General features: G+C 53.4%; 14 protein-coding genes. 4 read left to right on the top strand and 10 right to left on the bottom strand.

The window, feature by feature from the left end; genetic code table 11:
- Position 1: 1 nt before the first annotated feature.
- From BM412_RS27585 to nirB, 7 genes are all read right to left on the bottom strand, one after another.
- Entirely contained in the window at positions 2-826 is an 825-nt protein-coding gene (locus BM412_RS27585; protein WP_091224908.1) for an alpha/beta hydrolase family protein, read from the bottom strand.
- Positions 827-928: 102 nt separating this feature from the next.
- Positions 929-1,612, bottom strand: coding sequence for a DNA alkylation repair protein (locus BM412_RS27580; protein WP_091225084.1), 684 nt, complete (start codon positions 1,610-1,612; stop codon positions 929-931).
- Positions 1,613-1,738: 126 nt separating this feature from the next.
- Positions 1,739-2,467 carry a hypothetical protein gene (locus BM412_RS27575; protein WP_091224907.1) on the bottom strand — a complete coding sequence of 243 codons (729 nt, stop codon included), beginning with the start codon at positions 2,465-2,467 and terminating at the stop codon, positions 1,739-1,741.
- Positions 2,468-2,669: 202 nt separating this feature from the next.
- Entirely contained in the window at positions 2,670-3,437 is a 768-nt protein-coding gene (cobA, locus tag BM412_RS27570) for a uroporphyrinogen-III C-methyltransferase (RefSeq protein WP_091224906.1), read from the bottom strand.
- A gap of 66 nt (positions 3,438-3,503) precedes the next feature.
- Complete coding sequence (locus BM412_RS27565) at positions 3,504-4,556, bottom strand: uroporphyrinogen-III synthase (RefSeq protein ID WP_091224905.1); 1,053 nt, start codon at positions 4,554-4,556, stop codon at positions 3,504-3,506.
- Positions 4,557-4,606: 50 nt separating this feature from the next.
- On the bottom strand, positions 4,607-4,945 hold the full coding sequence (nirD, locus tag BM412_RS27560; RefSeq protein WP_091224904.1) for a nitrite reductase small subunit NirD: 339 nt from the start codon (positions 4,943-4,945) through the stop codon (positions 4,607-4,609).
- Positions 4,946-4,997: 52 nt separating this feature from the next.
- Positions 4,998-7,463, bottom strand: a complete 2,466-nt coding sequence (gene nirB / locus BM412_RS27555) for a nitrite reductase large subunit NirB (protein ID WP_091224903.1) — start codon at positions 7,461-7,463, stop codon at positions 4,998-5,000.
- Positions 7,464-7,843: 380 nt separating this feature from the next.
- Between nirB and BM412_RS27550 the strand changes: the two genes are divergently transcribed.
- The 4 genes from BM412_RS27550 (at position 7,844) to BM412_RS27535 (ending at position 12,637) form a co-directional block, all read left to right on the top strand.
- Positions 7,844-8,401 (top strand): ANTAR domain-containing response regulator, encoded by a 558-nt coding sequence (locus tag BM412_RS27550; RefSeq protein ID WP_091224902.1) that lies wholly within the window; start codon positions 7,844-7,846, stop codon positions 8,399-8,401.
- A 344-nt stretch (positions 8,402-8,745) separates the two neighbouring features.
- Positions 8,746-9,987 (top strand): nitrate/nitrite transporter, encoded by a 1,242-nt coding sequence (locus BM412_RS27545; RefSeq protein WP_091225083.1) that lies wholly within the window; start codon positions 8,746-8,748, stop codon positions 9,985-9,987.
- Between the two features lie 162 nt (positions 9,988-10,149).
- Positions 10,150-12,276, top strand: coding sequence for a molybdopterin oxidoreductase family protein (locus BM412_RS27540; RefSeq protein WP_091224901.1), 2,127 nt, complete (start codon positions 10,150-10,152; stop codon positions 12,274-12,276).
- 112 nt (positions 12,277-12,388) lie between these two features.
- The gene (locus BM412_RS27535) at positions 12,389-12,637 is read left to right on the top strand and encodes a hypothetical protein (protein ID WP_091224900.1); all 249 of its coding nucleotides are present in this window, start codon (positions 12,389-12,391) and stop codon (positions 12,635-12,637) included.
- A gap of 669 nt (positions 12,638-13,306) precedes the next feature.
- On the opposite strand, the gene BM412_RS27530 is transcribed toward BM412_RS27535, so the two are convergent.
- The 3 genes from BM412_RS27530 to BM412_RS27520 form a co-directional block, all read right to left on the bottom strand.
- A complete protein-coding gene (locus tag BM412_RS27530; protein WP_091224899.1) occupies positions 13,307-13,957 on the bottom strand; it encodes a molybdenum cofactor guanylyltransferase in 651 nt (216 codons plus the stop codon).
- Between the two features lie 125 nt (positions 13,958-14,082).
- Positions 14,083-19,185: a S8 family serine peptidase gene (locus tag BM412_RS27525; protein ID WP_177246124.1), complete on the bottom strand. Its 5,103-nt coding sequence runs from the start codon at positions 19,183-19,185 to the stop codon at positions 14,083-14,085.
- A gap of 212 nt (positions 19,186-19,397) precedes the next feature.
- Positions 19,398-20,507 (bottom strand): glycoside hydrolase family 172 protein, encoded by a 1,110-nt coding sequence (locus BM412_RS27520; RefSeq protein ID WP_091224897.1) that lies wholly within the window; start codon positions 20,505-20,507, stop codon positions 19,398-19,400.
- Between the last annotated feature and the right edge of the window lie 103 nt (positions 20,508-20,610).

Below are 20,610 nucleotides of genomic sequence, written 5' to 3'. Positions count from 1 at the left end.
ATTAGATCGTCCACAAGCTCCAATCATTGCGTCTGCGGCCGATGGCATCGATCCAGCGCAGCGATACATCGAACAGTTCATCGCGCGAAGCCTTCGAGGAGAACGTATGGTCACCCTGCAAAATAACCTCTTTATCGCAATTGCCCTCTTTGCGCAGCCAGAACATTTTCTGATACAAGAAGCAGTAGTCGACAGGGATGACCGTGTCCGCCGTGCCATGCACGATCAGCACATCTCCGTTGTAGCCGCGCAGCTCAGTCAGCGGCTGGAATTGCGCCAGCGAATCGGTGAACTTCTTCGTAAACTGATAATGCATATGATCCGTCGTTCCGACGGTGTCGATCTCTTGGATCGCCTTGGTTCCGATAATATTGCGAATATCCATGAACGGGTGGGCAACCGGCGCCCACAGGACCAAGGACTTCACGCGCGAGTCGCGAGCTGCCGTCAGCACTGCGACCGCACCGCCCAGGCTGTGTCCCACAAGGATAAGCCGCTCCGCGTCAACCATATCGAGGCTGAGCGCGTAATCAATGACCGTTCTCGTCTGTCCGATCAGCTCATCCAAACCGCCGCTGCCGTAATCGCCGGTGCTCTCGCCGCATCCGCCGTAATCGAAGCGCAGCACAAGATAACCGCTGCGAGTCAGCCGTTCCGCCGCCTCTACAAACAACCGGTCCGTACCCATGCGATTGCCAATAAAACCGTGGCAAATGATGATCAACGGGTATTTGGCAGCTCTTTTCTCTTCGCGATCCACTACGGGATACTGCAGCACGCCGGACAATTCTATGTCGCCGCTGCGGATTGATATCGGATGATTCATGATCGGCACCACCTTATTCCTATAATTCCTACCTACTTTGTTGGAATTAAGAATAGCACGGAAATGCGCGTCCCGTCAATCGCCAGTTTGCCTGGCATCGGACTACGCTTTCGCACCGACATGCTTGAGCGCTTCACGGACACTTAAAGGCGATAATGCCGTATCCGCCACGAACTGCTGCACCGCAGCCGCATCGGTTTTCGCATATTCGCGCAGCGCCCAGCCGATCGCTTTGCGAATGAAGAATTCGTCCTCATGCGCCGTTCGGCGAATAAGCGAGAAGAGCAGCTCCGCATCGGTTCGGCCTTTATAGCCGAGCTGAAATAAGATTGCGGTACGACGCAGCCATAGGTTGTCCGATGCGATCCATTTCTCCGTATAGGTTGGCGCAAGCTCCGGATAACGAGTGAACATGGCCCCAACAAGATGGCTCGCGATCAAATCGACCGTATCCCACCATGAATGCGTTGTAATGAGATGTTCGATAAATCCGATCTGGTCGATCGTCAAGTCCTTCTTCCGCTTCTCGAGCAATATCATCGCCGTGTAATGAAATTCCCGCTCCGGCAATGCCCACAGCTCACGAGCAACCCGTTCAAGCTCCGCACCTGACGGAACACCGTGTTCCTTCATAAACTGCTTCGTCACCGCAGCCCGCTCCGGCGTCCGAATGCCCAGAAACGGAAACAAATCACGCATATAAGCCGTCATCGGCCCGGCAACTTCCTCACTCGCATGACTGCGAAGCATCTTCTCGAGATCCTCGCAGTAGGTATCCGAAACCATACTCGCTTTCACTGGCAGCAGCCTCCTTTTGTATGACCCTATTATACCAAACCTGCCTCCTCTTCCTTAGCGAAGTAAGCAATAAAAAGACGACCGATGATCGAGCCACCCGCCGTCCGTTCTGCATTAACTCGTATATATCAGCTTCCGCTGCTCTTCTACCAGCCGCTTGAGTTCTTCTGTCGCATATGCGCCCGGACTCAGCACGCCGAACTTGATCCAGTAACCCATTCCAAACGACGAACCGTCTTTCAAAATAACGCGCAAACTATAATTCCCGCCGGCTAAATTCTTCGTCTGTTTGGCAAGCGCCATGCGGTCTACAACCTTCAGCTTCACGTATTCCTCGGCAAACGCGGCGACCGCTTCCGGCGTGAAGTCTTTCAGCGGCGAACCGTCGTTTCCGCTTACGAATTGGACATTCTTGATTCGGCCCGCAATATCATAGAGGTCGCCGATTGTAACCGCGGCTTTATTCTCCGAGACTTGATAGAGCTCGCCGCCTGCCAGAAGTCGATAGCTCTGTTTGTAGCCTTTGACTTCGAATATCTCCGTTCCGATCTCCAGCAGCGTCGCATCACCGTCCTGCATCATGTAATTCTCGCAGGCATGATCCGATAGCTTATAGCCGATTTGCCCGATTTTCTCCCCTTGCTGCACGAAGCTTGCATCTTCGCCGTTCCCCATAGACATATAGGTGATGCCATTCCATCGGAGCGCCGGAATATAGTCGATAACAGACGTTTTATTGCGGCATTCTCTTCCATCTGCCACACCTACCTTGGTACCCGGCAGTTGAAACGAACAGCCTGACAGAAGCAACAGACAGCTTAATAGAAGAAGCACTGCTCGCATTGCATATAACCTCCGGCCAAAACCTTGCTTCATATATCCTCACTCCGACTCTCATTGTTGCACCTATAGACGAGGCTATATTGAGATTGGTTGCAGTATATGGCCAATCATACAGGATCTGGATGGTACAGGAGTGAAAATAAAAAGCCGTCTCCACGCGCCGGCTCGCTCGCGGATAACGACTCATCGATCGGTTAAAGGGTCAATTCAGCACGGCCTCCACCGCTCGCCACTTCAGCTTGTCCCGCATGGTAACGACCGGGCCGATAACGATGGCCACCGGGCTAACCAGCTCCGCAACCTCGGGCTGCGAGGTTATGGTCCGAAGCGTGCCGACAACCGTTCGCTGCTCGGAGCAGGACCCGCTTTGCACGAGTGCGATCGGCGTGCTCGGCGGTTTATCATTGCCGAGCAGCTGCTCCACGATGTACGGAAGCTGCGCCAGCCCCATCAGCACGACGAGCGTTTCCGCTCCGGCCGCCCAAGCCCAATCGACGCAGGCACTGTCCTTGTCGGTACATTCGTGGCCGGTAATGACCGCGAAGGAAGCAGCCAGCTTCCGATGGGTAACCGGAATGCCGGCGTACGCAGGGGCGGCGATGCAAGAAGAGATGCCGGGCACGATTTCGAATTCGATTCCGCGCTCAGCTAAGTGAGCGGCTTCTTCGCCGCCGCGCCCGAACACGAAGGGATCGCCTCCCTTCAGCCGGGTAACGGTCAGACCGCGCATGGCGCGCTCGGCAAGAAGAGCGTTAATATCCTCTTGCTTAAGGGTATGCCTGCCTGATGCTTTGCCGACATAGATGAGCTCCGCATCCTTTCGAGCCTCTTTAATCAGCTCCCCTGACACGAGTCTGTCATAAACAATGACATCAGCCAGACGGATACTTTCCAGCCCACGGACCGTGATCAGCTTCGGGTCGCCCGGACCCGCTCCCGTTAAGTACACCTTCCCATAATCGCCGCCCATGCGCCCACTCTCCCCTGCTTAGCTATGTCTTGCTGCCACTATGTTGCCTAAACGTCCGCCCTAAGACTATGCACTCGCGCTCACACCTATGTTCGGGTCTCCTACTACGCTTACTCCGAGCCCTGCACTCGAACTTTCTTCTGCATCAGCAACTACGCCGCTTGCATTCGCGCCCACGCCCGGACCCGGACCTGCGCTTGTATCTGCATTAGCCCCTGCGCCGCTCACACCCATACCCGCGTCCGCACCAGCTCCGGCACCGCTCGCGCAATCGCCCGACACCGCGCCAACCGCCGCTTCGCTATCCGTTAGCTGCCCGCCGCCGAAATACTTGCTCATCGCCACTACCATGCTGCCCATGCGCTCCTCTTCCGGGAACAACACCCGCTCCACGCCTTCCTCTTGCAGCGCTTCCGCCGTCACCTTACCGACGGCAACTGCCAGCACGCGCTCTGCAAAAGCAGCACGAACCGCATCCAGCTTGCCAAGCTTAGCCGCGCAGCCCATCACATAACGCACCTGAACGGTGCTCGTGAGCGTGACGGCGTCTACCTCCCCGCTCACGATTTCGTCGATCAGCATCTCGACGATATCTCCTTGCGGCGGGATATGCCGATAAGGCAGCAGCTCCTCGCAGAGCGCGCCGCGACGGGCAAGCTCGCCGATCAGACGCGGGGCCGGATCGCCGTACAGCTGGAGCGCAACGGTCCGGCCATATAGATCATGGTCGCCCATCAAACGAAGCAACCCCGCAGTCGTGCCGTCATCATCGCGCACCTCCGGCGTAATCCCCAGCTTGCGCAGCGCATTCACCGTCTTGTATCCGCGGGCGGCCACGCGCATCTCGCTCAGCGCATGCACGAACTGCTCCGCCAAACCGAGCCGCTCGGCAATTTGCACGAGCGCCTCCGTTCCAACGCCCGTGGTCAGCACAAGCCAATCGGCCGGTCGCGCGATGAGTGCGCTCAGCTGCTCTTCAATCTGAGAATCGTCGAGAAACACCGTCCCCTGCGCAGGACGAAGCACCGACGTTCCGCCGAATTTAGCGATCATTTTGCTCAGCTCATCCGCTTTGCGCGGCCCCGTCACAGCGATCCTTTTTCCCTCTAAACGCGCCATAGCTGCCGCCTCCCAGTCCTATCGATATTCACACGCATCAGGCAGCAAGCTTACGATACCTTTCGCTCATTCACTCCGTCCTGCACCAGCAAAATCACATTGCCCGCGCCATCAACAATCGTGCTGTATGTGGTCACGCAGCCCTCATCCGGCGCTTGCACGATCCCATCGTGCAAATCGATCTTCCAATCATGCAGCGGACAATAAACATGATGATCGCATACAATCCCTTCGGAGAGCTTGCCGTTCTTATGCGGGCATAAGTTCTCGATCGCTTTGACCGTTCCATCCGTCAGCTTAAACAGCGCAAGTTCGATCTCTCCGAGCCGCACAACGCGCCCGGTCCGTTCAGGAAATTCTGAAATGTGCCCAATGATCAGTTCATTCATCTTCTCATCCGCTCCCTCTGCTGCCGCATGAAAGCCGCAGCTCTGTCTCTGGTTATGGCTTTACCGTCGCATCTGCCGCCGCAGCTTCCGGACTCATTGGCGCTGTCAGGGCATCGAATGCACTGCGCAGATCGTCGCTCTCGATAATTTGCTGCCACGGATCCTTCATGAGATCCAGTGTCTTATCAATGCGCGCATTCAAGGCATCACGATCCTCCGGCTTTTCCAGAGCAGCCTTTATCGTATCCAGGCCGATTCGAAGCGACCACTCACTCGTCCGCTCCATGTAATTGGCCGTTTCCCGGTAATATTGCAAGTAAGCGCCCGTCCACGCCAGAACTTCCTCTTCCGTCTTCACCTTCGTCAGCAAATCTGCCGCGCGTACGCGGGTACCGCCATTGCCGGCCACGTAAATCTCCCATCCCCCGTCAATCGCAACAACGCCGAGATCTTTAATGGTCGCCTCGGCGCAGTTACGCGGGCAGCCCGAGACAGCCAGTTTCACTTTATGCGGCGTATTCAGCCGCTCGAATTTCTTCTCCAGATCGATGCCCATCTTGATCGCATCCTGTGTGCCGAATCGGCAGAACGTATTGCCTACGCAGGTCTTCACGGTGCGCAGCGCTTTACCGTAGGCATAACCGGAAGGCATATCGAGATCCTTCCACATGCCCGGCAGATCTTCTTTCTTCACGCCGAGCAGGTCAATCCGCTGACCTCCGGTTATTTTCACAAGCGGCACTTGGTATTTCTCCGCGACCGTCGCGATTTTCTTCAAATCCTCCGGCGTCGTCACCCCTCCGTAAATGCGCGGAACAACGGAGAACGTACCGTCCTTCTGAATGTTCGCATGGTTACGTTCGTTCACGAAACGGGATTCCAGCTCATCCTCGTGTTCATCCGGAAATGCCATGCCAAGATAATAATTGAGCGCCGGCCGGCATTTGGAGCAGCCCTCCGGATTGTTCCACTCCAGCACATGCATGACTTCCTTCGTCGTCGTCAGGTGCATTTGCTGAATGGCATTCACGACTTCGTCGCGCGAGAGCGCCGTACAGCCGCAGATGCCTTCTTTCACCGCCGCCACCTGATCTGCCCCAAGCGTGGCTGTCAGAATCGCTTCCACGAGCGGCTTACATCCGCCGCAGCCGCCGGATGCTTTGGTGCAGGCTTTCAGTTCGCCGACACTGACGCAGCCTTTCTCCGTGATCGCCTCCACCAGCGTGTCTTTCGTAACGCCGTTGCAGCCGCAGACGATTTCGTCCCCGCTCATCGCGGTTACCAGATCCGCCGTGCTCGCCGACTTGCCGCCTCCGTTACCGCCGGACGGTCCGAACAGCACCTCTTTCTCATTTCCCGTAAAGTCCTTGCCGCTGCGAATGACGGAGAAAAGCCTTGAGCTGTCGCTCGTATCGCCGAACAAAACAGCACCGACGACCTTCCCGTTCTCAAACACGACCTTCTTATAAATACCGTCCAAATCATCCTGTACGCGAAGCGCCTTCGTACCCGGTTCATCCGCAAATCGTCCGGCCGAGAATACGTTCACCCCCGACACCTTCAGCTTGGTTGACAGCACCGATCCTTGATAGCCGTCACTCTCGACCCCAGCCAATTTCTTGGCAAGAACAGCGCCTTGTTCATAGAGCGGCGCCACCAGACCATAGACAATCCCGCGATGCTCGGCGCACTCACCTACCGCATGAATGTTAGCAATACTCCCCTGGAGATGATCGTCAACGACGATACCGCGATTCACTTCTACGCCGGCACTCTTGGCCAGCTGTACGTTCGGCCTAATACCGGCTGCCATGACGATAAGGTCCGCCTCTACATGCGTCCCATCCTTGAAAGTCAGGCCTGTCACACGATCCTCGCCCGTAATGAAATCGGACTGCTTCTCCAGCAGAAACTTCATCCCCTGCCGTTCCAATTCCGCTTGCAGGAGTCGTGACGCCGTTGCATCAAGCTGCCGCTCCATCAAGTAAGCGAAGATATGAACAACGCTCACTTCCATGCCGAGATTGACCAGCCCGCGCGCCGCTTCGATACCGAGCAAACCGCCGCCGATGACTACGGCTTTCCGGTATGTTTTCGCCGTATCGATCATCGTTTCGCAATCTTTGATGTCTCGGAATGCAATGACGCCTTCCTTATCCGCTCCGGGTATCGGAAGCATGAAAGGCAGTGATCCTGTAGCAAAAACAAGCTCATCATAAGCCAGTGTCAGTCCTTGATCAGTCGTTACCGTACGCGCTTCCGTATCCACGGATGTAGCTTGTTGACCGGTATGCAGCGCAATGCCGTTATCGCGATACCAATCCCAATCGTTCAAAATAATATCCTTCATGCTGGCATCCCCCGCGAGAACCGACGACAGCATAATGCGGTTATAGTTGGGGTGCGGCTCCGCCCCAATAATCGAGATGTCGTAGCGATGCGGGTTCAGCTTCAGCAGCTGCTCAACGAATGAAACACCGGCCATCCCATTACCAATCATGACTAATTTCTTTCTCATGGCTATCTCTCCTAAAAGTTAGTGCGTCGCACGAGGTACGACCCTTATTGCGCTGCAGCCCCGGCCGCTTCCGAAAACATAAAAAGCCCATCCCCTCGTCGCAATTGACGAAAGAACAGGCTCCATTGCCGGATTTAAGAGGGCACGCCATTGTGCCGTCGTAAAGATCTTGGCTTTAGTATAGGTCGCATCGCGGCGCATGTCAATATATCTAACATAAAATAGGACGTAACATGCCACTTTTGGTCACTCGCCTAAAATTTAGGGAAAATAGTTGAAATGAACGTCGACATTCTGAGGGAGGGTATGTTATATTTTATTACAAATTTGCAGGCAGGGCTCCAAAGCTGGACATTCGCTGTGCCTAAACGAGGTGACCGATGATGAGATCCATCCTTTTTCTTGAGGAAGGAAGACCTCCCGTATCGATGCATAGCTTGCAGCAAAACTGCCGCACCTTGCACCGTGCAGCTAATGCCGAAGAGGTAAAGAGCCTTATAAGCGTGGCGGATGCCGCGGTCATGCATGTCACCGTAGAGCGGATGCAGGATTGGCAATCCACAATTGCAGGTATGAGACGGCTGCCAACCCTATGGCTTTGCTCCGAGAACGCGGTTCCGAATGAACTTGAGTTTGGTTATACCCTGGACGGCGTCCTCTTCAGCTCCATGAATACCTTGGAAATGGGCGTTGCTTTGAAGTGGGGCCAGCGCGTATTCCAGCAGCGCAAGCGATGGGCCGAGGAACGGGAGCAGCTGCTGCAGCGGATCGACGAGCGTAAATGGATCGATCAAGCGAAGGCTGTACTATGCGAAATCAAAGGGATTTCCGAGGCGGAAGCTTATGATTTCCTGCGGAAACAGGCCATGAATGAACGGAAGCGAATCGGCGATATCGCCGCCTCCATCGTGAAAGTCTATCAACTCATCCACGGTTAAGCCCCCGGGTAGTCACTCCCCAGGCGATAAAAAATATGTGTGTCAGCTATATTGACATGGACCTCGCAAGCCCCCTATAATTGCAACTAAGATCACAATGACGTGAATCGAACGATAATTTGGCTTCCACACCGACGTGGGGCCGATGGCAAAGAGGCCGTATTGCAGTTATTCAACTGCGATGCGGCCTTTTATTGTGTTAGAAACGCTTACAAAGCAGTCGCTTCAAGCGAGCAACCCTCATTTCTCGTTTGACAAGCCAAGCTGAAGATGAAGCGGCAGGACCGTTTGCAAAAAGAGAGAGATCGACCGGAATGAACAATGGAGAGGAGCTACTTGCAATGATGAATCGCGATGGATTTTTGAAAAGCGGACACAGCCCGTCCTTGCTGAGCGCATTTTTGTATTTTGACATGAGCTTCATGGTATGGGTCCTGCTGGGGCCGCTGGCTGTCATTATTATGAGCGACTATCAGATGGATGCCGCTCAGAAAGCGAACCTGGTCGCATTGCCAATACTAGGCGGCTCCATCCTTCGCCTTGTGCTCGGTTATTTCACCGATGTCATCGGGCCGAAGCGCACTGGCCAGATCGGTATTGCCCTTACGATGGTCCCGCTCGTCTGGGGCTGGAAGTTCGTCGACTCCCTAGGCGAGCTGTATATCGTCGCGCTGCTGCTCGGCGTTGCCGGCGCTTCCTTCGCCGCCGCACTGCCGCTTGCGAGCCGTTGGTATCCCCCGAAATATCAAGGTCTCGCGATGGGAATCGCCGGAGCGGGCAACAGCGGAACGGTATTCACCACGCTTTTCGCCAATCGGATCGCTCAGCATTATGGCAGCTGGCATGTTGTTTTTGGCATGGCGCTCATTCCGATCGCGATCGTATTCATTGTGTTCACCCTGCTTGCCAAAGACAGTCCGAACCAGCCTTCCCCGCGCAAGCTGTCCGATTACGGCTCGGTGCTCAAGCAGCGGGACACGTGGATGTTCTGTATGCTGTATGCCGTCACGTTCGGCGGTTTCGTCGGGATGTCCAACTATTTGACGATTTTCTTCAACACCCAGTATGGCCTTAGCCCCGTACGCGCAGCGGACTTTGCCACAATCTGCGTCATCGCGGGCAGCTTCTTCCGTCCGGTTGGCGGCTGGCTTGCCGACCGGCTCGGCGGACTTCGCATGCTGATTGCCTTGTATGCGGTCGTTGCCATTATGATGGCTTGCATCTCCACCTTGCCGCCGCTTCCGGCGATGATTGTTCTGCTCTTCATCGGGATGATGGCCCTCGGCATGGGCAACGGTTCCGTATTCCAGCTCGTGCCGCAGCGCTTCCAGAACGAGATCGGCATCGTCACCGGCATCGTCGGCGCGGCGGGAGGACTTGGCGGTTATTTTCTCCCGAAGGTGCTCGGAAACTTAAAGCTCTCAACCGGCTCCTATACACCGGGCTTCCTCATTCTTAGCGGCGTGGCATTGATCTGTATCGTCTTGATCTTCCTCGTGCAAGGCGCTTGGAAGAAATCCTGGATCGGCAGCGGCGGCAAAGCTCGCATCGATTCGGCGGGCATGCAGAACACGGCCACTTCTTAAAAGATTTCGTTAGGCGGACTGCTCAGCCCGCGTGATATCCGCACTTTCAGTTGACCGAACCCAATGCCGGCCGAAGGCAGCGTGCATCATCCGGGGCAGACGGAACAAAGCCGTTCCGTCTGCACGCCTTACCCTTACGCAAGCGGAAATGGAGGAATCCTCATGAGCGCACTACCTATAGCAGCTGATCCAACAGCGACTCGAATTAGCTCCCATTGCTGCTTTTGCAGTATGCAGTGCGGCATCGAGCTGCTTCCGGAAGACAATGCGGCAGGTTTCGACATTAAGCCAAGTCCGGATTTCCCGGTGGCGACGGGCCGTCTATGCCAGAAAGGGCTGAATGCCTTGGGGCATACCGTCCATGAGGAGCGTCTCCTCGTACCGCAGCGCCGGGTTGGCTCTGCCCTGCCGGGCTCGACATGGCAGCAATCGAGCTGGGAAGATGCGCTTGATGGCATCGCCTCCTCGATCTTATCCATTCAAGAGCAGCACGGCCGCGATGCCGTATCCGTCTTCGGCGGAGGCTCGCTCACCAATGAGGTCTGTTATTTGCTCGGCAAATTCACGCGTGTCGCTTTACGCTCCAAGTATGTGGACTACAACGGACGCTACTGCATGTCTTCCGCTGCTGCGGCGCAAATGCGCGCCTTCGGCATCGATCGCGGAATGAATGTGCCGCTGGATGATTTAATGATGGCGAATTATATTATTTTGGCCGGAACCAATATTGCGGAATGTCAGCCGACGATGGTTCCCTATCTAATGGCAGCCAAGAAACGCGGGGCCATTATCGTTACGATCGATCCGCGCCCTACCATGACCTCCAAGCTGGCTGATATTCATGTGAATTTACAGCCGGGGTTCGACTCCGTATTCGTCAACGGGCTGCTCCATGTCATCTTGAACGAGAATCTTTATGATCAAGCCTACGTAGACGCTCACACAACCGGAATTGAAGAGGTGCGGGAGTCTGTTCGCGATTTCTCGCCCGATACCGTGTCCGGGTACACCGGCATTCCCAAAGAAGTCATCCGCACCATCGCGCGCGGATTTGCCCGTGCAGAGACAGGCGTCGTCCTCACTGCACGCGGATTGGAACAGCAAATTAACGGCGTGGAGCACACGCTGAACTATATTAATCTCTGTCTGCTAACGGGCAAAATGGGTCGGCCCGGCTGCGGATTCGGACCCGTAACCGGTCAAGCCAACGGTCAAGGCGGCCGAGAGCATGGTCAGAAGGCCGACCAGCTGCCCGGCTACCGCATGATAGACGATCCCGAAGCACGGCGGCATGTCGCGGCGGTTTGGGGAATCGAGCCGGAGGAGATCCCGGGCAAAGGGGTTTCTGCCTATGAGCTGTTCGACCGCATTCTGGACGGCGAAATCAAAGCGATGATCGTGCTCGGCTCCAATCCGCTTGTATCGAGCCCGAATAACTCGCGCGTGGAAGAGGCATTGAAGAAGCTGGAGCTGCTCGTCGTCATCGATCTCTTCGAGACGGAGACCGCCGCTTATGCACACTGGCTGCTTCCGGGATCGACATTTCTGGAGGCCGAAGGTACGCTAACCAACCTTGAAGGCCGCGTGTTTCATCGTCCGCGCGCGCTGAAGACGCCCGGTGAAGTGATGGAAGACTACAAGCTTATTGTCGCACTGGCGGAGCGACTTGGACGCGGTGCTTATTTTCAATATGAATCCCCGGAAGCGGTATTCGATGAGCTGAGCCGAGCCAGCGCAGGCGGAAAAGCCGACTACGGCGGCATGTCCTACTCGCGGATTAAAGAGAAGAAGGGTCTGTTCTGGCCTTGTCCGTCGCCGGAGCATCCCGGAACGCCTCGCATGTTCGAGAACGGCGTCTATTATCATCCGAACGGACGCGCCAAGCTGCACGGCATTACGCCGAAGAAACCGGCGGAAACGACGAGCACTGAGTATCCCTATATTTTGACGACAGGCAGGCTCGGCAACCATTATCTGAGCGGCACCCAAACGCGTCGTACGGCTGCCCTAATGAAAAAAGCGCCGGTCCCCGTCGCGGAAATTCATCCTTCGGCCGCAGAGAAACTTCTGCTGCGCCCCGGCGATCGCCTGCGCCTCACCACGCGGCGCGGTACGATGGTCATCGACGTGAAGGTGGTGCAGGATATTCACCCTACAACGGTATTCGTCCCTTTCCATTGGGGCGGCGACCTCGCCATCAATAAGCTGACCAACGATGCGCTGCACCCCATCAGCCGCATGCCGGAATTCAAGCTATGCGCCGTCCGGCTTGAGCGGGAGGCGCCATAATCGGCAGGCAAGGATGCGCTAGTTTGGCGCATCCTTGCCGGTTCTGAATATTCCCCGCGGGCTCGAATATGATATATCGATTCGATAACCAACCTAATAGGGGGAATGTCCATTGACCATTGCCGTCCTACATACGATTTCCGATCCGGCGAAATTCTTCGCCGCAGCCGGCCAAGCCGATTCCGTCGGATTGCCAGCGGGTTTTAAGCTTCGCGTGCAATCCCGAACCGCAGACCACTCCAGAAGCATTACCTTCTGGGAGGCACCGTCCGTCGAGGCCTTGCGCCACTTGGTCGAGTCCGTGGTCGGAGCCTACAGCTCGAATGAGTATATAGAGGTGGAAATGCATATCAACGGGTAGTCGTGAAAAAAGCACCCCTTCCGGGGTGCTTTTTTATGTGGATACGATGCCTTCGACGCGGCTTTGACTGCTACCTAATGCGGTAGATGTTACCGCTCTTTGGCGGCAATGCAGCTATCTCGCTCCATGAGCGGTACCTGTTACCTCTCTTATACTGGAACGCAGCCTTCTTGCTGCATCGAGCGGTAACTGTTACCTCTCTTTTGCTGATACGCTGATTTCTCGCTCCATGAGCGGTAACTGCTACCACTCTTTTGCTGATATACTGCGTTCTCGCTCTATGAGCGGTACCTGTTACCTCTCTTTTGCTGATACGCTGCGTTCTCGCTCCATGAGCGGTAGCTGTTACCTCTCTCTTTGGCGGGAATGTGGCCTTTACACGGCATGAGCGGTAACCGTTACCTCTCTTATATCGGAACGCTGCGTTCTCTCTACATGGGCGGTACTTGTTACCTCTCTCCAGCGAGAATGAGGCTCTATTGAGCCGGGATTGCTGGTTAGTTGAACGAAGAGTAGCTCCCAGAGCAACACTTTCGCAAATATGCGCTGATTACAGCTCATGTGTAGCTCCACGAGCAACACATCATCAGGTAATTGGCGTTTTCAGCGGATGTGTTGCTCCCGGGGCAATACATTGGCAAGCAGCTGCGACAGAAGCGGCCTTTGCAGCTAGAAGATACCTTTCGAGCGCACATAGTCGGCGTACAATTCAGGTGTATTCAGATTCACGAACGCTTCTTCTTCATTCGGGAGCGGCTGTATCTCAACTGTATGCAGTGCATCAAGCAGCGCCATGAGGCGTAGCTCATGCCGTTCCAGCCGTTGCTGCAATTCACGCGCGACGCTCGTATGATAAAGTGCATGGAACGGTTGATTCGGCGTGCGAATAACTTGCGGCATGCCAGCTTCCGTACGCGGCGGTGCCGCCTCCCCGCTTGCCAGCGGCAGCATCCTCGCAAGCAGCGTGCCCGACAGCATGGGCATATCGCATGCCATAACGAAAGCATAACCCGGCTCATACATAGCGCTCAAAGCAGCATGCAATCCAGCCAGCGGTCCGCAATCCGGGTAAGTGTCGTGCACGAATCGAACCTGACCAAGCAGCCCGGCCAGCCTCGACCTGTATGCTTCCTCCCGCTCACTGTCGCCAACGGAAACCATTACATACGGCATGCCAAGTGCTAACATTTGCTCGGCGACTGCTCTTAAGATCACTTCGCCCCTAGCCCCAACGGGCAACAGCGCTTTATCGGACCCCATCCTCGAGCTTCGTCCGCCTGCAAGAATGATGCCAGGAACCTCCGATATCTCGATCGGCATCTTCCACCCGTCCTTCCGATTAGGCAATAGTTGACCTAAGTATACCAGCGAATATCCGTACTTGCTCGATGAAAAAGACCGAAGACAGAGTTTTCACTCCGCTTCGGTCCTTGCTTATCCTACTTTTACTGTTTGGAGGAAGCTTTCTTGTTCGCTTCTGCCTTCAGCATGTTTTTGTAAATCTTTTCGATCTCGGTTGTATCGATTTTGCTCTTCTTCAAAGCATTGATCAGGTTCAACAGCTGCTTGGAAGAAGTAGCGGATTCTTTCACAAAGTTCGCAATAACATCCTTGCTCACCTTGTTGTTCATCACTTTCACAAATTCCAAAATCGCAGGTGAAGCCAGATTTGCTTTGCCGGCACGATTAAACTCCGTAATGATCGCTTCGTATTGTCCCATGACTATGGCAACCTTTGCGATATCCACGTTACCGTTCTTATCGGCTTTGATCGCTGCAGCAGCCTTACCAGCCTGCACCAGCAGCTTCTGTGCATCTTTTACATTCTTCAACTGCTTATCAACCCTAGCTTGAGCCGCTTCAGCTTGTTTAATAATAGCCGCGTCTTTTGCCTTCGCTTTCGCCTCTGCCGCTGCTCTCGCTTTGGCTGCCGCTTCTGCTTCTGCCTTCGCTTTCGCTTCCGCTTCTGCCTTCGCTTTTGCTTCTGCTTCCGCTTTAGCTTTCGCCTCTGCTTCTGCTTTCGCCTTTTCCTCAGCATCTGTTACAGGATCTGTCGGTGTTATTGGTGTTACTGGTGTTACTGGCGTTACCGCTACTTCTTCGCTTTCGATAGCGGCGATTTTCTGCTCTGCAGCGGCAATCTTGTAATAGCCTGTAAAGCCTACAACCTCTTCCGCCGTCCAACCTGCATTAATGGCGTCCGTTACTGCCGTTTTAGCTTCAGCTACAGCCGCTTTAACCTCTTCCTTAGTAGCACTTGTAATTGCATCCGCATCGGGAATCTCTGCAAATGTCGCTTCAGCCGACAGTCTTGCATCGATTTTATCAATAATGTTGTCGATCTCGACGCCTTGGTACTTCTGCCTTGGATTCGGCGTGAATTCAACCGTAGGATTGGATACTAAATAGTTACGAAGCACATAAATGAGATCGTATACATCTACCGTACCATCATAATTGATATCTGCTGCACGATCGTTCGTTCCCCATACTTGTTCGATATAGAGCGCGTCCATAATATCGATGACATCATCCTTGTTCACATCGCCGGCGGTTGCAGGATTGTAAGGAAGAACAAGATTTTGGGTCGTGATATTTCCGGCATCATCGCGGAAGCCAATGGTGAAATTGCTATGAATTGTAAAGTGACCCGGGATATCCAATGCAAACGTATAGGTGTCATCTGTAAATGGCAGATTCGGAACTTCAAAGCTTGCCGCGTAATAGCTGCCAACCGGATACTCCGTACCATTCGAGCTTGTCACCTTGACTTGAGCGCCAATCTGGGAGTAATCCAAGTTCTTCGGATTAGCAGCCAATGTTCCATAATTATTGTACAGCGCCTCCGCAGCCATCGATCCACGCAGCACGGAGTAGGTGCGAATCTTAAAGCTAGCAGAGTTCCCCGTGAATAATACAGGTTTGGTCGTATCTGCGCTATCTGTATAGGTTACGGAGTACAAATAGCCTTGGTCCATCAAAGGCTGTACAGTCGTGTCGTAGGACAGATTAAACGCGACATCCGCCAAGGAAAGATTGCCGGACAACGTTCCTTCTACGCCCTCTTTGCGCGTCAACGTAATGGTCGCCTCATAATTATACGAGCCTTCCTGGTTTGGATGCTGCTCCATTGTAACGTCAAAATAATCACTGTAAGCAGGATTTAGAACAATATCCTCCGGTTGCAGAAGATTGCTGATTCTGGAATTATAGTAGAACTTAAATGCTGCGCCTTTTACATCGCTTGCGTTGTTCAACGATAACGTACTATGCAAGGCTTCGCCCATGTTTTTGGCACGTTTTTCAGGCTGCATGTAAGCATATGTCTCGCCCTTTTTCAAAATATACAAGTTTTTTCCGACATTAAACGTTTTGTTGGACGCAGCATCCCATCCATAGAATTCAAGCGTCATCGGCTTGGTCGGATTGATATTGATATAGGTCGAGAAGTTGCCGTTCACATCCGGAACGATTACTTTTGCCGTACAAGCACCGAGCAACGCCGATGTGCATGTTGGATCTCTATAATAGACAAAGTTGTTTCTCTTGGTCACGCCCGGGAAATCATCCGGATGTGCCATCATCTCTTCCGTTCCTTTATCCGAAATGGAACCGGAAATCAAGATTCTCGAATCTACAGCCGGATCGTATTCGTACACGTCTTGGTCCGAATCCGAACCATGAACGTTTGGCACATTGGTCAAATTGTTCACTTGTACATTAAATGTCGGAGCCGTATTTTCAAAATATACCGCTGCACTTGTCGTAAATGTTCGTCCCTCATCATTGGTACCGATGAGCTTCAGACGATACATGCCCGGTTTCGTAAGAACGGGGTTATACGCAATCGGGTGATCGAGTCGGCCTGTGAATGGATAATAGTAACCCGAGAAGATCGAGGTGATCGCCATATTCGTATTGTCATTCATCTTCAAGCCATCGAATGAACCGATGTAACCAACTTCTTTGTTATCCATATCCGTCAGAATGACGTCAATTATGCGCATATGAGATTTCAATTTCAGATAGCCATTGGTATAAAGCAGCTGGCCGGGGTACGCGGAATCAGATGGTCTTGTAAAAGCTTTCGGGCTTAGCGAGAAGGAATCGATGCCCTCTACGATGGTACGAACGGCAAATGGCACTTGGTACATCTCATTCGCATCGTCTGCATTCGTATAAGTGACATAACCTTCATAGACGCCAAGTGCAGCCGATGCCGGAATTGCAATGGACACGTCTGTGCGCTTCTTGGAAGATGCAGCTACTGTTACTGCGGAATCGGTTGTAATAGTCACATTGTTAGCAGCGGCATCAAGTGAACCTCTGCGATCCTTCTGGAATGCAACCGCTACGTTAAAGGTTTTCGCTGTATTGCTATTGTTATAGATATAGAGGGAGCGTTGATCCGATACAGCCGCTCCACCCGGTGCATGCGTTCCAAACGCCATCGCGCCTGTTTGATTCGTTACGTATTGCTTAGAGCCTGTTGCATCTGTGCGATCCAGCACTTCGACGCGTGCCTGCGCATGAATCGCCTCATAAGGATCGACGACACCGGCACCCACTTCAAACACGCTGTAGTTGTCATTCAGCGGATCCGCAGTATTCATCAATGTTTCTTTCACTTGCGCCGGAGTCAGATCAGGGTTGGCTTGCAATAACAATGCCGCTACACCTGCTACGTTTGGCGATGCCATCGATGTTCCGGATAAATGCTCGTAAGCATACGTATAATTGCCAATTTGATCAGCTCCGTGCATATAAGGCGGCACAGAAGAGAATGTAGATACGCCAGGAGCCGTCACTTCCGGCTTAATATCGTAGGTAATCCGTGCTGGACCTCGTGAGCTAAAGCCCGCCAATGTGCTGCCCGGAGTTACCGTTTCACTGAGCGTATCAATCGAGAACGTGGAGAGCAATCCAATCTTAGGCGACATTACATCTGCCGAAGCTTTCGTTAATGAGAAGGTCGGAATAAGACCATAAGACTCGCCTAAGTAGGACGAAATAAAGGTTTCTCCGCCTGCATTGGTGTTATTGGCAAGCAATACCGCTTTCGCGCCGTGCTTTGCCGCTTCTTTGATTTTGATATCGAGAGCGATCTCGCCTCTATTTACATATGCAACTTTGCCGGCCACATCTAAATCTTTGTAGTCCGCAGCTTCGCCTAATTTAGGAATCGCAACGATCGGCAGACTCAAGCCGCGCAGCTCTTCCAGCTTGTCTCCGTAGCCTTTGCCAAGCAGTCGTAAATCCGTTGTTGCAGCTGCTGTTGCATCAGCCGCACTAACGTGCAGCGTGCCTGTGCCCGTCGCAATCTTCTCCGAAACATCGCTTGCACCCACTGTAATGGCTAATGCGCCTGCACCCGGCGAACCGAGTGTATACATGCCACTTCCGGAGTTTCCGGCAGATACCGCTGCAGTTACGCCTGCGAGCACGGCATTATTCAGCGCGATACTCTCAAGCTCAAGCGGATTGTTCGTATTTGCGCCAAGGGATAGATTAATAACATCCATTCCATCGTTAATCGCCTTATCGATACCGCCCAGAATGTCAGCCGTCGAACCTGAGCCATACGGACCTAATACGCGGTAGACATAAAGATCTGCATCAGGCGCTACACCGGTCACCTTGAGCTCTCCTGTATTTTTACCTCGACCCGCTATGATGCCGGATACGTGTGTACCATGCTCGGTATAGTAAGGCGAACCGCCGCTATACTCGCCGTTACCGGATTTCTGCCAATCGTCATACGTCGTTTCCATCGGATCGGCATCATTGTCTACAAAGTCCCAACCTTTTACAGTGCTGGGATTGATACGCTTCGGATCTACACCTGCTTGCGCACGATAACCTTTGTAAGCATCGGTTAGATCAGGATGGTTGTAATCAACCCCTGTATCGATAACCCCTACCTTAATCCCCTTCCCCGTGAAGCCTTCGGCATGCAATTTATCAATGCCCGGGAATGTATATTGCGTCGCTACCGCTTGATCTCCCGCAACTGCTTCTTGCTTCACCGGAGGCTCAATATGGACTTCTTCATTACTCCAAACAGCCTTAACGGCGCTGGATTGCAGCAATTGCTGGATTTGATTCGCCGGCAGCTGTATGGCAACACCATTAATGGAATTCTTATAGACTCTCGTAATCTTGTAAAAATCAGCATCCGAGCGCAGCTCTTCCTTATAGATCGTTTTCAAATCTTTCTGGAATGCAGCTTGGGCCGTATCGGCATTTTTACTGGCTTCATTCATGGATAGGGACTTTCCATTAAGCGCCTGCTTGAGAACAGCGCTTTGGGCAGGCTCCGCCTTGAACTCTACAATAACCGAAGCAGCAGCCGGGCTATTTAAGTTGACGGACGGCGAGAGCTGAAGACCGCTCTCATCCGTAACTTCCAGCTGGTGCAAAGCTTGGCGCTGCAAAGGCGTCATCCCGGCAAGTACTTCCTCCAGCGATTGCGTCGTATTCGTCTGTGCCATCAAATGACCGCTGCCAAGCGTCATTCCGCTTAGGAGAACCGTCGCGCTAATTGTCATAAGAGCTGTTCGTTTCATCCATTTCCTTCTCATGAGAATCTCCCTTTCTTCCAGTCAAAGCTGTTTGTTGGTCTCATTATAAGGAGAGTTGCTGTAAAATGGATTTTGCGAAATTCGTACAAATCTGTGGAAGCTTTCTTCCCATACGCCTCATGCGAACACAAAAAAGCCTAATTCGAGGTCATCGAACCAGGCTTCTTCCGCACGATTGATTATTTTTCATTTCCCCACAATGTAGGCTTGCTGTCATTCGCATTGCGCCATGCATGCCGCCACCGATGTACATCAACGACGCCGACTTCCGGCATGTTGGCCCGTTCTTCCTTCGCAGGCAGCGCCGGGAATGGTTGATGCGGCTCGCTTTGATACCAATACGCTACGGTCGATAGATCGAGCGTCAAGGCATTGTCATGTCCGTGCTCGATGCTCGCATGCAGCGATTTCTCGAATCGGATCGGGTCTTCCAAGAAGAAGCGATAGCAGTGCGTGCGGCCCATCCAACCCAGCTTGTTCGGCACTTTAGCATAGCCGAAGTACGGATGCGCATACACTTCGTTCGGGCACCAGGAGCTGTTGAAGAAGTCCTCCGTCCCCGTTCCATGCAAGGAGCCAGGCCAATCCTCGCCATCGATCAGCCACATGTCATCGCCTTCGCCGTACCACATCGGACCCGGGTTATCCACGTAGTAGTTGATGCCGACAAACTGTCCGCTGCCGACGATATTGGCGAACACATAGTTATGCTCGGTTGTTGCGTTCTTCCCCTGTGGCCCGATAATCCCCCACTCCGTCTCTCCTTCTTGAGGTTGCACGCCCGTAATCTCACGGTTCCACCATGCGTGGAACCGGCCCTCAGAGGCAGGAATCTCCGGGTGCTGCTCGAAATCAATATAATAATAGAAGCTCTGGATGGGCTCGTTCGATTGGTTCTCGATCGTAATTCTTGCCCCGTCGCCAAACGGCATCGGAAAATAACAGTTAAACGCTTTGCCATTTGCGGGTGCCGCTGCAAGCGGAAGCGAGGCGAAATTGTACTCTTCGCCGAACCCTTGTCCGAAGAAATCGCCCATCGGAGATTCTACGCTCGGTTCCGTTTCGCCATCCCAGTACATGCGAATGACGGCATTGCGGCGAATGAACTTGTCCGGTGCGCTTACCGTGATCCAAATATGCTTAATGATGCCAGCGCCGGCAATGACGGCAAGATCTGCAGTCTCGCCGGCGGGAATCGAAATAAAGTCGGCATTTCCTCCGCTGCGATCGTAGCTCGAAATCCGTTTTGTTTTGATGCCGGGTTGAATTTTACTGATATGGTTTAACATATTCGTCTCCTCTCACTAGCTCCGTGATAGCTAGATTATAACGAACCGATTCGGATAAATATTTATCAGGACCATGTGACTTTTTAACAGCAATTGCTCTTCT

The organism is Paenibacillus sp. BC26, assembly GCF_900116125.1.
Classification (GTDB): domain Bacteria; phylum Bacillota; class Bacilli; order Paenibacillales; family Paenibacillaceae; genus Paenibacillus_Z; species Paenibacillus_Z lignilyticus.
This window is presented reverse-complemented; position numbering and strand designations above follow the sequence as displayed.

Excerpts from the sequence above, each read along its gene's own strand:
- BM412_RS27585 (WP_091224908.1), bottom strand. The coding sequence starts at position 826 with ATGAATCATCCGATATCAATCCGCAGCGGCGACATAGAATTGTCCGGC.
- BM412_RS27580 (WP_091225084.1), bottom strand. The coding sequence starts at position 1,612 with ATGGTTTCGGATACCTACTGCGAGGATCTCGAGAAGATGCTTCGCAGT.
- BM412_RS27575 (WP_091224907.1), bottom strand. The coding sequence starts at position 2,467 with ATGCGAGCAGTGCTTCTTCTATTAAGCTGTCTGTTGCTTCTGTCAGGC.
- cobA (WP_091224906.1), bottom strand. The coding sequence starts at position 3,437 with ATGGGCGGCGATTATGGGAAGGTGTACTTAACGGGAGCGGGTCCGGGC.
- BM412_RS27565 (WP_091224905.1), bottom strand. The coding sequence starts at position 4,556 with ATGGCGCGTTTAGAGGGAAAAAGGATCGCTGTGACGGGGCCGCGCAAA.
- nirD (WP_091224904.1), bottom strand. The coding sequence starts at position 4,945 with ATGAATGAACTGATCATTGGGCACATTTCAGAATTTCCTGAACGGACC.
- nirB (WP_091224903.1), bottom strand. The coding sequence starts at position 7,463 with ATGAGAAAGAAATTAGTCATGATTGGTAATGGGATGGCCGGTGTTTCA.
- BM412_RS27550 (WP_091224902.1), top strand. The coding sequence starts at position 7,844 with ATGATGAGATCCATCCTTTTTCTTGAGGAAGGAAGACCTCCCGTATCG.
- BM412_RS27545 (WP_091225083.1), top strand. The coding sequence starts at position 8,746 with ATGAATCGCGATGGATTTTTGAAAAGCGGACACAGCCCGTCCTTGCTG.
- BM412_RS27540 (WP_091224901.1), top strand. The coding sequence starts at position 10,150 with ATGAGCGCACTACCTATAGCAGCTGATCCAACAGCGACTCGAATTAGC.
- BM412_RS27530 (WP_091224899.1), bottom strand. The coding sequence starts at position 13,957 with ATGCCGATCGAGATATCGGAGGTTCCTGGCATCATTCTTGCAGGCGGA.
- BM412_RS27525 (WP_177246124.1), bottom strand. The coding sequence starts at position 19,185 with ATGACAATTAGCGCGACGGTTCTCCTAAGCGGAATGACGCTTGGCAGC.
- BM412_RS27520 (WP_091224897.1), bottom strand. The coding sequence starts at position 20,507 with ATGTTAAACCATATCAGTAAAATTCAACCCGGCATCAAAACAAAACGG.